16 protein-coding genes are annotated in these 15,332 nt (G+C 38.9%); 7 read left to right on the top strand and 9 right to left on the bottom strand.

Annotated elements, in window-relative coordinates; translation table 11 throughout:
* From LBQ60_15245 to LBQ60_15210, 8 genes are all read right to left on the bottom strand, one after another.
* Positions 1-678: Mur ligase domain-containing protein (locus LBQ60_15245; GenBank protein MDR2039277.1), on the bottom strand; the 678-nt coding region annotated here is incomplete at its 3' end.
* A gap of 100 nt (positions 679-778) precedes the next feature.
* Positions 779-2,035: a DUF1080 domain-containing protein gene (locus tag LBQ60_15240; protein MDR2039276.1), complete on the bottom strand. Its 1,257-nt coding sequence runs from the start codon at positions 2,033-2,035 to the stop codon at positions 779-781.
* 28 nt (positions 2,036-2,063) lie between these two features.
* On the bottom strand, positions 2,064-2,453 hold the full coding sequence (locus LBQ60_15235) for a hypothetical protein (protein ID MDR2039275.1): 390 nt from the start codon (positions 2,451-2,453) through the stop codon (positions 2,064-2,066).
* 177 nt (positions 2,454-2,630) lie between these two features.
* Entirely contained in the window at positions 2,631-3,338 is a 708-nt protein-coding gene (locus LBQ60_15230; GenBank protein ID MDR2039274.1) for a hypothetical protein, read from the bottom strand.
* Between the two features lie 221 nt (positions 3,339-3,559).
* Entirely contained in the window at positions 3,560-4,507 is a 948-nt protein-coding gene (locus LBQ60_15225; GenBank protein MDR2039273.1) for an AEC family transporter, read from the bottom strand.
* Positions 4,508-4,696: 189 nt separating this feature from the next.
* Positions 4,697-4,900 carry a hypothetical protein gene (locus tag LBQ60_15220; protein ID MDR2039272.1) on the bottom strand — a complete coding sequence of 68 codons (204 nt, stop codon included), beginning with the start codon at positions 4,898-4,900 and terminating at the stop codon, positions 4,697-4,699.
* Positions 4,901-5,058: 158 nt separating this feature from the next.
* Positions 5,059-5,799 carry a YebC/PmpR family DNA-binding transcriptional regulator gene (locus LBQ60_15215; protein MDR2039271.1) on the bottom strand — a complete coding sequence of 247 codons (741 nt, stop codon included), beginning with the start codon at positions 5,797-5,799 and terminating at the stop codon, positions 5,059-5,061.
* Positions 5,800-5,866: 67 nt separating this feature from the next.
* Complete coding sequence (locus LBQ60_15210) at positions 5,867-6,538, bottom strand: gamma-glutamyl-gamma-aminobutyrate hydrolase family protein (protein MDR2039270.1); 672 nt, start codon at positions 6,536-6,538, stop codon at positions 5,867-5,869.
* A gap of 243 nt (positions 6,539-6,781) precedes the next feature.
* Here LBQ60_15210 and LBQ60_15205 point away from each other — a divergent pair, with 243 nt between their 5' ends.
* The 4 genes from LBQ60_15205 to LBQ60_15190 all read left to right on the top strand — a co-directional run bounded on the left by LBQ60_15205 (position 6,782) and on the right by LBQ60_15190 (position 10,659).
* Complete coding sequence (locus tag LBQ60_15205) at positions 6,782-7,468, top strand: succinate dehydrogenase cytochrome b subunit (protein MDR2039269.1); 687 nt, start codon at positions 6,782-6,784, stop codon at positions 7,466-7,468.
* A 65-nt stretch (positions 7,469-7,533) separates the two neighbouring features.
* A complete protein-coding gene (locus LBQ60_15200) occupies positions 7,534-9,477 on the top strand; it encodes a fumarate reductase/succinate dehydrogenase flavoprotein subunit (GenBank protein MDR2039268.1) in 1,944 nt (647 codons plus the stop codon).
* Between the two features lie 32 nt (positions 9,478-9,509).
* A complete protein-coding gene (locus tag LBQ60_15195) occupies positions 9,510-9,902 on the top strand; it encodes a four helix bundle protein (GenBank protein MDR2039267.1) in 393 nt (130 codons plus the stop codon).
* Position 9,903: 1 nt separating this feature from the next.
* Complete coding sequence (locus LBQ60_15190; protein MDR2039266.1) at positions 9,904-10,659, top strand: succinate dehydrogenase/fumarate reductase iron-sulfur subunit; 756 nt, start codon at positions 9,904-9,906, stop codon at positions 10,657-10,659.
* Between the two features lie 180 nt (positions 10,660-10,839).
* Here the strand turns inward: LBQ60_15190 and dusB are convergent, their stop codons facing one another.
* Positions 10,840-11,814, bottom strand: a complete 975-nt coding sequence (gene dusB / locus LBQ60_15185; GenBank protein ID MDR2039265.1) for a tRNA dihydrouridine synthase DusB — start codon at positions 11,812-11,814, stop codon at positions 10,840-10,842.
* Positions 11,815-11,935: 121 nt separating this feature from the next.
* Between dusB and LBQ60_15180 the strand changes: the two genes are divergently transcribed.
* From LBQ60_15180 to dnaJ, 3 genes are all read left to right on the top strand, one after another.
* Positions 11,936-12,874: a CPBP family intramembrane metalloprotease gene (locus LBQ60_15180; GenBank protein ID MDR2039264.1), complete on the top strand. Its 939-nt coding sequence runs from the start codon at positions 11,936-11,938 to the stop codon at positions 12,872-12,874.
* Positions 12,875-13,023: 149 nt separating this feature from the next.
* Positions 13,024-13,581, top strand: coding sequence for a nucleotide exchange factor GrpE (gene grpE / locus LBQ60_15175; GenBank protein ID MDR2039263.1), 558 nt, complete (start codon positions 13,024-13,026; stop codon positions 13,579-13,581).
* A 43-nt stretch (positions 13,582-13,624) separates the two neighbouring features.
* Complete coding sequence (dnaJ, locus tag LBQ60_15170; protein MDR2039262.1) at positions 13,625-14,770, top strand: molecular chaperone DnaJ; 1,146 nt, start codon at positions 13,625-13,627, stop codon at positions 14,768-14,770.
* The last annotated feature ends 562 nt before the right edge of the window (positions 14,771-15,332 follow it).

Genomic DNA, 15,332 nt, shown 5'->3' with positions numbered 1-15,332 from the left:
ACAATCTCGGTTATAGATGACTGTGCGGCATTTCCGGAAAAGCTGTAACTTTTCAAGCGCTTTTTCATGTTTTGTTGCGAAGTTTTCCTGATGTGCTTCACCCAAATGAGTAAAAATACCGATATCAGGCATGATCATTCCCTGCAAACGATCCATTTCTCCGGGATGGGAAATACCTGCTTCAAAAATAGCCAGATCATGTTTCTCATCCATCAAGCAGACTGATAACGGAACGCCAACCTGTGAATTATAGCTTTTAGGGCTACGGACAATGTTCTTTTCCTGATGGATGGCCTGGAATATCCATTCTTTAACCACTGTCTTTCCATTACTTCCCGTGATACCGATCACAGGTGTCAGGAAACGACGCCGGTGTTGTGCGGCCAATTGCTGTAAAGCGTGTAATACATGCTTTACCCGGATAAACGTGGCATTCGGAAGGTCTTCCCGGTAATTATCCGGAAAATAGCTGATTACAAAACACTGCACCCCTTGCCTATATAGATCTATGATATAGTGGTGTCCATCGTTTCGTTTCCCGGGAATGGCGAAAAATAATGTATCTGCAGGATACAGTAATGAACGGCTGTCTGTTAGCACATGCCTGATCATTATTTCATCGTCTCCGGTTAATTCCCCATTAACAACATGAGCTACTTCCTTTATACTATAATCCATACCATCGCTTTTATAAAAAGAAACCTAACAGGTGTAAAACCTGTTAGGTAATAAATCATCTGTATTGGAGTTTAGTTTCCGTACATCCAACACATATGTATTAAAGTTCTTTCAATTTCAAATTTCTCCAGAGTACCTTAATACCTCCGCCATCGTGTATCTGAAGGGCAATACGGCCTTGTCCGGCGCCAATCTTCTCATCTTTAAGGTTAACCATCTCATTTCCGTTCAGCCAGGTAGTTACCTGGTCACCCTGCACCTTGATGCGAAGCGTATTCCAATCCTTTACTTTCAGGAATTCTTCTTTTTCCTTAGGAATCTGAATCAGCCAGTTGCGCCCGTATGATTCATAAATACCACCGGTACCGTGGCCTTTGGGAGCTACTTCCACCTGCCATCCGTTTACTTTTACATCTTTTTCAATAAATGACCGGATGAAAACGCCTGAGTTTCCATCGGCTTCCTGTTTAAATTCCACTGTGAGATCAAAATCATTATAATAATCCCGTGTAGCAAGGTATCCATATTTTTTATCCGGACCGCTTTCACATACCAGTAATCCGTCTTTCACATACCAAAGTTCTGTCCCGTATACTTCCCATCCTTTCAGATCAACCCCGTTGAAGAGATTCACTTCTTTTGTCTTTCTGGGAAGCTCCTTGATTTTTATATTACGGAATGAAGCCGGATAACCATGATCCTGTAAACAAATCACACCTTTTTTTGCCAATCCGTACTCAGGAGCGTTGGTCCATTTTCCACTGTTCTTACGAACATGCCAGTCATCCGACCATGCCTCAAACTCCAGTATTTTTACACCATTCAGCCAATGTTCCACATGTCCGTTATCAAATACGATCTTGGAATTGTTCCATTGTCCTTGTGGGTTCACTTTCATCAGGGATTTATCAGGCAAATACATGGCATAATCCACACCCAGTTTTTGCCACTCTTCCAATGGTTCAGGGAAATTCTCCTCATCTATCAATTGGTATTCAGGGCCGGTAACATAAGGAACAGCAAACTGCGGACGTTCTACTACATGATACAACATACCGCTGTTACCACCTTTCGATAATTTCCAATCCCAGGAAAGTTCAAAATTTTCATACTGTTTGTCGGTAACAATATAACCGCTTTCATCACTGCCCTCCCCTTTAGCCTGGATACATCCCTTCACTACATGCCAAGGTTGGGTCAATGTCTTACCATTATAATCTTTCCATCCGTTCAGGGTCTCTCCATCAAACAACAACTTCCACCCATCCTTTTTCTCGGCTTCGGTGAGTGTATTTTGTTTACTTTGACATGCTGACAGTAAAACAGCAGCAATAAAAATGTAACTAATTGTTTTCATATGTTTTAGGTTCAAGTTATGTGGAAAATTATTCGTTATCTTGTATCCGTGTAAACTCGATGGGTAATTTTCCCATCGAAGTATCGGCAATTCCTTTGACATTTTCTTTTTCCGACCACAAAGAAACTTCTACTTCTTCTCCGCTAACATTTATTTTTGTGGACAGTATCTTATTTTCCTTGATACTTAATGCCTGATCGGCTACTTTTTTATTGGCTTCCACAAAAAGAATATCAATTTTGTATATACCTTCTACATCTTTGATATCAACAATATAATCACGATACCCTTCAGGTGCCTCAGCTACCTCTACCCTCCATCTTCCTTTCAATTTTTCTTTCGAAACCTTATGATTCATGGATAGTGCCATTAAACTGTACACCAGCACCAACCCTAAAAACAAATATAATTTCTTCATATTAAGGAACTTTTGTACTTTTATTGAATCACTTACTTATTGCTTAAACGGCGAATAAGAATGATGACAAATATATATCATTCTAAATATACCCAAACAACTTTTACATAAAAAGTTTTCCACAACAAAAAAACGAAAAAATGCAAAAGCATTTCACTTTTCATCGAATACTTTTGATTATCTTTTCTCATAATGAGAACCCTTTTTCTCAAATTTTGTTGAAAACGGACCAAGTATGCTCTCATGTGCCCCCAGCAGTAAAAAAGCATGATCATATAGATTTTTATAAAACAAATCAAAAACTTTATTTTGAAGGTTATAGTTAAAGTAAATAATCACATTCCGGCACAAGATCAAATCAAATTTGATATCGAAAATATTAGGATCATTGACCAGGTCTTGCTTGGCAAATACCGGTACCTTCAATAGGGAAGGATGGATACTGATGGTATCTTTCATCTGATCTATTTCAAAATATTTCCGGTAAGAAACATCTTTCACTATCTTCGGATAATCCTTGTTATCAGCCCTGATGACTTTATCGAAATTATCCAGATAACTAATATTGAATTTATATTTGTATATTCCTTTTTTAGCGATCTCAATAACATCTGCATTAAGATCCGATGCATATATACTTGTCTTATCAAGGATACCCATCTCATTAAGCAGAATAATCATCGAATACACTTCCTGCCCTGTTGAACACCCTGCATGCCAGATGCTGATATGTTCTTTTCGGGAAAGTTCCAGCAATACGGAATCCCTCAAGTCAATCCAGGTTTGAGGATCACGAAACATCTCGGTCGTATTCACTGTAATTTTCTTCACCACCTCTTCAATAAAACCTGGTTCTGTTCTTATCCGGTGTACTAATTCAGGCACAGTTATCCGATAATCCAATAAAACTTTCGAAAAACGGCGTTTTAAAGATTTTTCGGAGTAATTACAAAAATCATATCTTGATACCGAACGAATGATATTGACAATGTGTAAAAGCTCAGAATCGGTAACACTCATACGAATAATGCCACATTAAAATGAATGGTTTAACTTCTTAGAAAAAGGCAAAAGTAAAAAATATAATGGATTAAATATTACGTTTTTTACAATACTCCCATACCCCTTAATGCAAAGATGAAAAAGAAAATGGTCAAACTGGATGAAACAGTTGTCAAAACAACAATCTGGGCGGACAATTCCCCGTCACATCCCATGTTATTGGCCATAATATAACTACTCACTGCTGTCGGCGTGGCAAAAATGCACAATAGCACACTTAAATCGACCTCACGGAATCCCATCATAATAAAAGCTGCCATGGCAACAGACGGAACAATGATCAAACGTGCAACGGTAACCCAGATTACTTTATACAAGTTATTACTTAATCTTCTGAATTTAAACTCCCCTCCCATCAGAAACAAAGCAAGAGGAGATGCTGCTCCTGCCAGACCGGAGATCGGTTTTTCAATAGCAGTCGGTATAGTAACAGGCAACAACCCGAACAATAATCCGGCAAGACACCCCAAAATAAGAGGATTCGTAAAAATACCTTTAAGAAGACCAATAGCTGAAATCGATTTTTTACGATTTTCCGAGAAAAAAGTTAAAATAATGACTGCCGCTACATTATAAAAAGGTATCATGATGCCCATCGACATAGAAATGGATTGTGCCGCACTTTGACCATACATCCCTGTTGCCAAAGGCATACCGTATATCAGAAAATTACTTCGGTAAATACCTTGTATCATACTTCCCCGTTGTCCGTTCCGTTTCACGAACAAGGGAACCACAAATGATGATATGGCAATAACCAGCGCAACTCCGATCAGGGCAGAAAATATCAAACGAATATTAGTAAATTCGCCATGAAATGTAACCCGGATATTTTCAAACAGCATTAATGGCAGTAAAAGTTTAAAAACAAACTTATTGGCTTCAGAAAGAAATTGATCGGAAATGAAATTGATTTGGCGGGCAATGTATCCGGCTGAAATTAAAATAAATAGCGGAGCGACTGTATTGATCGAAAAAAGAAAATTTTCCATGGATAATGTTTGTACAAAGGTAATGCTTTTACCTATTCCGGATAAATCATGTAGCATGTAAAAACAAAAAAAGGAAAACAGCAATAACCTACCTATTTTCCTTTTTAAGATATATCAGGCTTTTGTTATAGAATCATTGATCTTAAATTTGAAGCCAATACTTTTAAACTATCAGATAATCAGCTTTGATTATCCAATCCAGAACTCGCTGTGTCCGGACATAGGCTCTTGAGTTTCTTTATTGATTATTTTATTGCATTTGAAACTCACTTCATACCCGCCCATTCTTACACTTTCTTCCACTTTTTTACGGGAAGGGCTCTTCGTACTCGATCCCCCACTCATGAACTGAGCCGAGATCTTACTTTTTGCATTTTTTTGATCCGTATTCATAACTCAGATTTTTGAGGTTAACATGTTACTAATATTTTAATGTCAATACTTCTGCGTGTATTAATATATACGTATGAATCACAAAAAAGTTGCGTTTTTTATCAAAAAAATGCAACTTTTTATCAAAAAAAATATTTTATTAAATAAAAAACCGTATGCTATGATTCCATTTTTTCGATCATTTCATCAGTAACTTCCAGGTTATGAAATACATTCTGGACATCGTCATCGTCTTCAATGAGCTCTATTATTTTAAGAACTTTTACACCATCTTCTGTATCCAGGTTTTTTGTTTCAGTAGGTATACGCTGTAATTCAGCATTCTCCGCGTCAATTCCCATTTCTTCCAGTCTTTTTTGCACAGAAGCAAAATTTTCAAGGGAAGTAGTAATCACAAACACATCATCCTGTACTTCAAAATCATCCACTCCGGCATCAATAATTTCCAGTTGAAATTCATCCGCATCCAATGAACCTTTAGGAACAGTGATGATACCTTTACGTTCAAACATGAATGCCACTGAACCATTAGTACCTAGACTTCCTCCTCTTTTGTTGAATATTGCACGGATGTTTCCCAATGTACGTTGGTTATTGTCCGTCAGGCATTCAATAAACACAGCAATTCCATTCGGAGCATAACCTTCATAAGTAATTTCCTGTAAAGCTTCCGTATCTTTGGCTTTATTCAAGGCACGTGCTATATTGTCTTTCGGCATGTTGGCCCCTTTGGCATTATTCAGGGCCAGACGTAACCGGGGATTACCATCCGGGTCGGGACCGCTTTCCTTCACTGCTACAGTAATTTCCTTGATAATCCGGGAAAAAATTTTTGAACGTTTTTGATCCAATGCACCTTTTTTTCTCTTAATGGTCGACCACTTACTATGTCCTGACATATTGATAATGTGTTGTTTATTTAAAAAATCGCACAAAAATACAAAAAACAACTTTTTTCTAAAAACGTCACTCCGATTTTAGAAGATATTCTATTACATTACAGGTAAAATTGTCCATCCATTCCTCAGGATGCCACTGTACAGCCATAATCGGTTTAGTCCTGTGGCGGAATGCTTCCACCAGCATCTCATCCGAATATGGATCAAGTTGAGCTACCGCTAATGGTTCTAACTCTGAGGATAAACCTGTGAGCAAAACTCCCTGGTGGTGATGGGAATTGACATCAAAGGAATGTGTAGCGAAACCGCCAGCATGTGGAAGCGGTTCGACAATATGTGCGGCAACGCTTCTACCAACGCTTTGCGGATGCCGCCAGAGATGTTGTTCCATTTTCGAACCGAAATAAACCGCCAGCATCTGAAACCCCAGGCAAATACCGAATATAGGCACATTATTATCGATATACCGGGGAAGATGCTTTTCGAAAAAAAATTGCTTGAAAACGTCCTGGTTTCCGGTTTTGAACGTTGGATACTCCCCAAATGACTGAGGTGCGATATCTAATCCACCGGGAAGAATTAACAGATCTATCTCCGCAAGTTCATCGTCGGGAAAGATAATATACGGTTTTCCAAAACGCGAAATCAGTTCCAGATAATTGCTTCCTGCACCGAAAACAGAGCCATCTTCAGAACGGTAACCAATGATGCCGATCTTCTTTTTATTTTGTTGGATCATACGATTTAATCATTCACAGATAATAAAAACAAAGATAAAGATAAATGCCGGTTGTAAATGTCGGAAAAACATATTTTCCACATCGTATTAAGAAAAACATTTTCAAAAAAATATTCAATTTAGAATACTTCTAAAATTAAAAAATATATGGGAAAAATGTTGCAAATCGTTAAATAACCCAATACCTTTGCGCCTTATTATAAGAAATTAAGTATAATCAGAGTAATTAAAAATCAATCGTTTATGAGTAATATCTTTACCTCGTCCGTCGGAAAAAAATTCTGGATGGCGCTTGTAGGGTTATTTCTGTGTCTTTTTCTGGTATTGCACATGTCTATTAACCTGTTATTGTTACTCCCCGACCGGAGTTATTTTGACACAGGGGTATGGATCATGAGTACCGCACCTGTAAAGGTCATGGAAGTTGTCCTGTTTGGTAGTATTGCACTACACATACTTTTGGGCTTGTTCCTACAAATAAAAAACTGGCTTTCGCGTCCTGTCCGTTATGCGAAAACAAATCATTCACAGACTTCATTTTTCTCGAAGTATATGATTTGGACAGGTGGTATTATATTCATATTCTTTTGTATACACTTTACAGATTTTTATTTTTATAAGCTAGGCATATTTGACCCGGCTGCTATCGGGATCGGAGCTTATGAAGCTACTGATACGGAAGCCAATCATAATTTTTATGATATAGCCCGTTATGTGTTTGCCAATAAAGTTTATTGCTTCATGTATATAGGCTTTATGATCTTGTTGGCTTTTCATCTGATACATGGTTTTCAGAGTGCATTCAGGACAATTGGTTGGAGTCATCCGACATATACACCGATCATTAAATGGGTTGGTTATATTTATTCGGTGGCCATACCTGTTGGTTTTGCCGTTATTCCCATTTATTTTTTATTAGGAGGAAAATAATTTTTGATTGATCATTTTCAATGACATCGACAATCAAGAATAAGAATCAAAATCAAAAATTTAAAATGACCATGAAGTTAGAATCTAAAATACCTGAAGGGCCTTTAGCCCAAAAATGGACCAATTATAAAGCACACCAGAACCTGGTAAATCCGGCCAATAAAAGAAAACTGGATATTATCATTGTAGGAACCGGCCTGGCAGGAGCGGCTGCAGCTGCCAGTTGCGGTGAAATGGGATTTAATGTACTTAATTTCTGTATACAGGATAGTCCGCGCCGGGCACATTCAATAGCTGCCCAGGGTGGTATCAATGCTGCCAAAAATTATCAAAATGACGGAGACTCTATTTACCGTCTTTTCTACGATACGATCAAAGGCGGTGACTATCGTGCCCGTGAAGCCAACGTATACCGCTTGGCGGAAGTATCGAACAATATTATAGACCAATGTGTGGCACAGGGAGTTCCTTTCGCCCGTGATTACGGAGGATTATTGGATAACCGTTCATTTGGAGGAGCACAGGTAAGCCGTACATTTTATGCCCGCGGACAAACAGGACAGCAATTGTTACTAGGTGCTTACAGTGCATTGAGCCGTCAGATCGAAAAAGGTTCCGTGAAAATGTTCACCCGCCGCGAAATGATGGATGTCGTCGTTGTTGACGGAAAGGCTCGTGGTATCATCGCACGTAATCTGATCACTGGAGAACTTGAAAAATATTCCGCCCATGCCGTTGTCATTGCTACAGGTGGTTACGGAAACGTTTTCTTTTTATCGACCAATGCCATGGGGTCAAACGGTAGTGCAGACTGGCAATGTTACAAGCGTGGTGCGGCATTCGGAAATCCATGTTACGTACAGATACATCCGACCTGTATTCCGGTTCACGGCGATTATCAGTCAAAACTGACCCTAATGTCCGAATCGTTGAGGAATGACGGTCGTATCTGGGTTCCCAAGAAAAAAGAAGATGCAGAAGCAATTCGTGCCGGGAAACTGAAACCGACACAAATTAAGGAAGATGACAGGGATTACTATCTGGAACGTCGTTACCCGGCTTTTGGAAACCTGGTTCCCCGTGATGTGGCTTCCCGTGCGGCTAAAGAGCGTTGCGATGCCGGATTTGGTGTCGGAGAAACAGGATTGGCTGTGTACCTTGACTTTGCTTCAGCCATCGATCGGTTAGGCAAAAGTGTCATAGAAGCGCGTTACGGTAATCTTTTCCAGATGTATGAAAAGATTGTGGATGACAATCCATATGAAACACCTATGATGATTTATCCGGCCATCCATTATTCGATGGGTGGAATTTGGGTGGATTATGAGTTACAGACCACCATTCCCGGCTTGTTTGCTGCCGGTGAAGCAAATTTCTCGGATCATGGAGCCAACCGTCTTGGGGCATCTGCATTGATGCAGGGATTAGCTGATGGGTATTTTGTCCTTCCGTACACTATCCAGAATTATCTCTCGGATGAAATCCGTACGCCAAGGTTTTCAACCGATCTTCCTGAATTTGAAGATGCCAAAAAATCTGTCGAAGAAAAGATCAATAAGTTGATGAACATCAAAGGTAAACATTCAGTTGATTACTTCCAGAAAAAACTCGGGCATGTCATGTGGGAAAAAGTAGGCATGGCACGTAATGCAAAAGGCCTGAAAGAAGCAATGGAAGAAATAAAAGCCATTCGCAAAGAATTCTGGGAAGATGTCCGTGTCACCGGTTCTACAGATGAATTTAATCCGGAACTGGAAAAGGCGCTTCGTACGGCAGACCATCTGGAATTAGGCGAATTGATGGCCCGTGACGGATTGCTCCGGGAAGAATCCTGCGGCGGGCATTTCAGGGAAGAATATCAAACACCGGAAGGTGAAGCCTTACGTCAGGATGATAAGTTCATGTATGTTTCATGTTGGGAATATACCGGTGATGACAAAGAACCGATCTTGCATAAGGAGCCGCTGAAATATGAAGAGATAAAAGTAGCACAACGGAATTATAAATAATTGATAATTGCTTATTGATAATTGCATATTGAATGGTTAGTAAACAAGATGAACTAAAACAAAGAACCAAATCATTCGCACATCGATGTGTAAAGTTGTCTTTCAACTTACCGGAGAATGTTTTAGGACTTCATATAAATAAACAACTTATTCGATCGGCAACATCAGTAGCAGCAAATTACAGGGCGGTCTGCCTGGCACAATCAAAAAATACGTTTATTGCAAAACTTGCAATTGTAATTGAAGAAGTAGATGAAACATGTTTTTGGATGGAATTTATCATTGATGAACAATTGTTACCTAAAGAAAAAGTGGATCAGCTTTTAAATGAAGGTAAGGAGTTGACTTCGATCTTTATCAGTTCACGTAAAACCGCCTGTCAGAACATCAATAATCAAAAATCGATAATCAATAATCAGTCATAAGATGGAAAAAAAAGGTCTTAATCTGACATTAAAAATATGGCGTCAAGAAAATGCCAAAGCCAAAGGTGAATTCAAAACCTACCAATTGGAAAATATTTCGCAGGATTGTTCATTCCTCGAAATGTTGGATATCCTGAATGAACAGTTGGTGGACAAAATCGAAAAACCGGTTTGCTTCGATCACGACTGTCGTGAAGGGATTTGCGGTATGTGCAGTCTGTTCATCAATGGACGTCCTCATGGTAATGATACCGGAATTACCACCTGCCAATTACATATGCGTCGCTTTAAAGATGGCGATACCATCTGGATCGAACCCTGGCGTTCGAAAGCATTTCCGGTAATTAAAGACCTGGTGGTCGACCGTAATGCTTTTGACAAAATCATCCAGGCAGGCGGTTATGTATCTGTAAATACCGGTGGAATCCCGGACGGAAATGCCATTCCAATCCCGAAGAAGAACGCAGACCTGGCTATGGATGCAGCAGCCTGTATCGGTTGTGGTGCCTGTGTTGCTGCATGTAAAAACGCATCAGCTATGTTGTTTGTTTCGGCAAAGGTCTCCCAGCTTGCTTTATTGCCGCAAGGTAGAGTTGAAAGAAGAGAACGTGTTGCAAAAATGGTATCGAAGATGGATGAACTGGGATTCGGTAGTTGTACCAACACAGGTGCCTGTGAAGCTGAATGTCCGAAAGAAATCAAGATCACCAATATTGCCCGGTTAAACCGCCAGTATTATATTTCTTCATTCGGATAATTACGGATGAGGTAAATTTCCTCACAAAGCATTACTGCTTAAACAAGAGAAGCAGAATAAAAAACAGACAGTATGATTTGATCGTACTGTCTGTTTTTTATTCTATCATCATTACCCATAACAGTAATTCTCGGAATTATGCCAATATACGATTAACAATAATCAATGAGATAATAATATTTATCCATATCTTTTTCCGATACTATCCAGTGTTTCCATCAATTCATCCACATCGAGGGAAGTAACCAGTATCATACGGGTCTGTTTAAAGTCAGGCAGGTTTTTAAAATAATTAGATAAATGCCGGCGCATTTCAAATATACCTACAGGAATTCCCTTATATTCAATTGATTTTTGTAAATGCATTTTGGCTAGTTCTACTTTTTGGATGATAGTGAGTGGAGTCATGGGTTCACCGGTTTTCAAATAATGTTTGATTTCCGAAAAAATCCACGGCCGCCCGTATGTTGCCCGCCCGATCATTATTCCATCTACTCCGTAACGATCTATTTTTTCTTTGGCTATTTCTGCAGATGTAATATCTCCATTCCCAATAACAGGAATGCGCATGCGCGGATTATTTTTTACCTCTCCTATCAGGGTCCAGTCGGCTTCACCTTTATATAACTGTGATCTCGTCCGTCCATGAATAGTAATGGCTGCAATTCCTACATCCTGTAGACGCTCGGCGATGTCAACAATATTTTTCGAGTCTTCATCCCAGCCTAAGCGGGTTTTTACGGATACCGGCAATTTCACAGCCTTGACAATGGCTTCTGTCATTTGTACCATCAATGGTATATTACAAAGCATTCCGGCACCGGCACCCCGTGTAGCAATTTTACGCACAGGACAACCAAAATTTATATCGATCAGGTCGGGCTTTGCTTCTTCTGCGATTAAAGCAGCCTGAACCATTGCATCCAGCAAATGTCCATATAGCTGAATACCGATCGGACGCTCTGCATCTTCAATTTCCAACTTTTTCAAAGTCTTCTTTGCATCCCGGATTAAACCATCCGATGAAACAAATTCCGTGTACATCATATCAGCACCGAAATGCTTGCATATATACCGGAAGGATGGATCGGTGACATCCTCCATAGGTGCAAGAAACAATGGATTCTCACCTAAATCAATAGAACCGATTTGCATTTACCGAATTTGTTTTTTTATTTTGCAAAATTAAGAAATTCTGTTCTGTAAGCAACAACAAGTTGTATTGGTAACAGGTCAATACAGCAGGAAGTTTTTCATACATCATTTATTTTCAAAAATGCGAAGAGGTCTTTTCAGTGAAGCACCACCCTTTACCCAACTTATTTTCACGGTTTTTACCATGATGGTAAGTGCGTTATTATTCATGTTTATCGCAATACTGTTTGCACCGCTTTTTGTTGGGATTTCCCTGCCGGATATTATTGCTATCATGAACAATGGCGAGATGAACCATCATCTTGGTTTGATGCGATATATACAGACAATGCAGGGTATTACGCTATTTATTCTTCCTGCTTTCTTTCTGGCTTATTTATTTTCAGGAAATGTTACGGTTTATTTCGGATTCCGGAATCCATTTCCAAAAAGATGGTTATTGATGGTACTTTTTGTTATGATCACCGTCATCCCATTGATCAATTTATTGGCCAAACTCAATGACCAGATTTCTTTTCCTGAAAGCCTTTCCTTTCTGGAAAGGAATTTCCGTTCAAGTGAAGATGCCGCACGTAATGCCTCTGATTTATTTCTGTCCACGACCAGCATATACGGATTATTCTTCAATATCTTAATGATTGCACTCATTCCCGCGATCGGTGAAGAACTGATTTTCAGAGGTATTATCCAAAAGATCTTTGTGAAGTGGACAGGGAACATACATATAGCAATTGTCATATCTTCCCTACTATTCAGCGCCATGCACCTTCAATTTTACGGAATCTTTCCCCGTTGGTTACTGGGTATTATGTTCGGGTACCTGCTGGCCTGGAGTGGCTCTATATGGCTACCGGTTTTTGCCCATTTTATCAACAATGCTGTAATCGCAATAGTGGGTTATCTCACCCATAAAGGACATATTCCGGTAGAAGCTGCAGAATACGGGTCCTCATGGAGTGCGATTCCTGTAACACTTGCAATGACTGCCGTTTGCATCTTGTTGTTATGGAAAATGAAAAGAGAATCAGCCCGAATCGTTCCTCTAAAAAGACCTGACTGACAACTTGTCCAAGTACATCTTACAACCTGTCATAATCGGACATTATGACTAACAATTCTATATTTGGCAGATTTTTTGCAAGACTTACGTCTATAATATGCATGATTTTAAATATTTGAATTTCAGAATAAACCATCAATATATATAAAATGGCAAAGACAGATCACGCTAATGAAGATGAACGCTCAATGGATGAAATGAAGGATACTGAACTGGAGTTGGACGGTGTTGAGAATGAAAATCCGGCAGAATTGGAATCATACATAGAGGATTTAGAACAGAAGCTAGCTGAATCACAAGATAAATATTTAAGGTTATCGGCCGAATTTGATAATTTTCGTAAACGCACATTACGTGAAAAAACGGAATTGATCCAAACTGCGGGACAATCTATTTTGAAGGAAATACTTCCGGTTGTCGACGATTTTGAAAGGGGATTGGATGCGGTTGAAAAGGCAGAAGATACGGAATCCGTTAAAGAAGGTATGGTTCTCATATACAATAAGCTGAAAGATTTTTTGTCTGCCAATGGTGTGAATGAGATCAAAGCTATCAACGAGTCGTTTGATCCCGAAAGCCATGAAGCTGTCACTAAAATTCCGGCTCCTACAAAAAATATGAAAGGAAAAGTGGTTGATGTCATACAAAAGGGTTATACCCTAAATGATAAGATCATACGATATCCTAAAGTTGTTGTTGGCGAGTAAACGGCATTTTTAAACGAATAAATACCACAGGGGGTTATAATATATGACAAAAAGGGATTATTACGAAGTATTAGAAGTATCGAAGTCTGCATCAAAAGAAGAGATAAAAAAAGCGTACCGGAAAAAGGCCATCCAATTTCATCCGGATAAAAATCCGGGAGATAATGCAGCTGAAGAAAAATTTAAGGAAGCAGCTGAAGCCTATGAAGTACTGAGCGATGACAATAAAAAAAGCAGGTATGACCAGTTTGGCCATGCCGGAGTCAACGGAGGGGCTGGGTTTGGCGGCGGTGGTATGTCTATGGATGATATTTTTTCCCATTTCGGAGACATTTTCGGAGATATTGGAGGTTTTGGTTTTGGAGGATTCGGAGGTTCCAGACAAAGTCAACGGGTAAGTAAAGGCAGTAACTTAAGGGTGAAGGTGCGGATGAACCTGCAGGAGGTTGCTGAAGGCGTTGAGAAAAAATTAAAATTAAAAAAGTACGTTGCTTGTACATCGTGCGATGGTACGGGAGCTGAAGGTCATTCCGGACTTTCAACTTGTACTGCCTGTAACGGGACCGGGCAAGTAACCAGGATTACCAACACGATCCTTGGACGTATGCAGACTTCGTCCGTATGTAATAGCTGCGGCGGAAGCGGAAAAATTATCACTAAAAAATGTACCTCTTGTTATGGTGAGGGCATTGTACAAGGAGAAGAAGTTGTTACGGTTAAAATCCCTGCTGGTGTAGCCGAAGGAATGCAACTGAATGTCAGCGGAAAAGGGAATGCTGCCCGTCGCGGAGGAATCAATGGGGATTTGATCGTGGCTATTGAAGAAGAACCACACCAGGAATTGGTCCGGGATGGTAACGACCTGATTTATCCCTTGTTTGTAAGTATTCCCGATGCGATTACCGGAACAACTGTTGAAATCCCCACTGTAAACGGAAAAGCCAAAATTAAAGTTGATCCGGGAACCCAACCGGGGAAAATATTGCGTTTAAGAGGAAAAGGCATCCCAGATGTGAACGGTTATGGAAAAGGTGATCTGTTGGTCACCGTTAATGTTTGGATACCAAAAGATACTTCAAAGGAAGAACGCTCTATTCTTGAAAAATTAAACCAATCAAAGAATTTTCAGCCTCATCCGGATAATGAAGATAAATCCTTCTTTAAAAAAATGAGAAATTTATTCGAATAAATTTCAATTTACATTAAGGATAAAGAAGTGTTTTTTGAACATTTTCAGCTATTCATGAAATAACACTTTCATATTTTGTTTATTTTTATTTCGACTCGATCCAATAATGTTGGTAATTTTCTTATTTTTTCGTTTCTTTTTCAGGGACCATTTGGTGCGAAATAAACAAAAAAAACATAACAAGCTAAATTTCAATTATTTGACAAATCAATTTATAGAAGTATATTTTCAAAATATTTTATATATTTAGATGAATTATATTGATATTAAAAAGAGCAAAAACAAAACAATCAGTATTAATATATTTATTATCAAGCACATATTTACTAATGTTGATATTTTTGCATAGAAAGGTTTATTTTTTATTACGTTTTTTATTCTTTTTTATTGCTTTCAAAAAAATTATCGTATATTTGTCCGACAAAATTCATAAAAAATGTTAATACTCTCAAAAATATTTCTTCTGAAATACCCTGAAACAATGGGTGTGGCATGCCTATTGGAGAGAGAGAGAGAGAGAGAGAGAGAGAGAGAATGTAAATAACAAATATATTTACTTTTC

The sequence above is a fragment of the Bacteroidales bacterium genome (assembly GCA_031275285.1).
Lineage (GTDB): Bacteria > Bacteroidota > Bacteroidia > Bacteroidales > UBA4181 > JAIRLS01.
This window is presented reverse-complemented; position numbering and strand designations above follow the sequence as displayed.

What these genes read in the sequence shown, in the direction of transcription:
- LBQ60_15240 (MDR2039276.1), bottom strand. Translation starts at nt 2,035, where the DNA reads ATGAAAACAATTAGTTACATTTTTATTGCTGCTGTTTTACTGTCAGCA.
- LBQ60_15235 (MDR2039275.1), bottom strand. Translation starts at nt 2,453, where the DNA reads ATGAAGAAATTATATTTGTTTTTAGGGTTGGTGCTGGTGTACAGTTTA.
- LBQ60_15225 (MDR2039273.1), bottom strand. Translation starts at nt 4,507, where the DNA reads ATGGAAAATTTTCTTTTTTCGATCAATACAGTCGCTCCGCTATTTATT.
- LBQ60_15220 (MDR2039272.1), bottom strand. Translation starts at nt 4,900, where the DNA reads ATGAATACGGATCAAAAAAATGCAAAAAGTAAGATCTCGGCTCAGTTC.
- LBQ60_15215 (MDR2039271.1), bottom strand. Translation starts at nt 5,799, where the DNA reads ATGTCAGGACATAGTAAGTGGTCGACCATTAAGAGAAAAAAAGGTGCA.
- LBQ60_15210 (MDR2039270.1), bottom strand. Translation starts at nt 6,538, where the DNA reads ATGATCCAACAAAATAAAAAGAAGATCGGCATCATTGGTTACCGTTCT.
- LBQ60_15205 (MDR2039269.1), top strand. Translation starts at nt 6,782, where the DNA reads ATGAGTAATATCTTTACCTCGTCCGTCGGAAAAAAATTCTGGATGGCG.
- LBQ60_15200 (MDR2039268.1), top strand. Translation starts at nt 7,534, where the DNA reads ATGACCATGAAGTTAGAATCTAAAATACCTGAAGGGCCTTTAGCCCAA.
- LBQ60_15195 (MDR2039267.1), top strand. Translation starts at nt 9,510, where the DNA reads ATGGTTAGTAAACAAGATGAACTAAAACAAAGAACCAAATCATTCGCA.
- LBQ60_15190 (MDR2039266.1), top strand. Translation starts at nt 9,904, where the DNA reads ATGGAAAAAAAAGGTCTTAATCTGACATTAAAAATATGGCGTCAAGAA.
- dusB (MDR2039265.1), bottom strand. Translation starts at nt 11,814, where the DNA reads ATGCAAATCGGTTCTATTGATTTAGGTGAGAATCCATTGTTTCTTGCA.
- LBQ60_15180 (MDR2039264.1), top strand. Translation starts at nt 11,936, where the DNA reads ATGCGAAGAGGTCTTTTCAGTGAAGCACCACCCTTTACCCAACTTATT.
- grpE (MDR2039263.1), top strand. Translation starts at nt 13,024, where the DNA reads ATGGCAAAGACAGATCACGCTAATGAAGATGAACGCTCAATGGATGAA.
- dnaJ (MDR2039262.1), top strand. Translation starts at nt 13,625, where the DNA reads ATGACAAAAAGGGATTATTACGAAGTATTAGAAGTATCGAAGTCTGCA.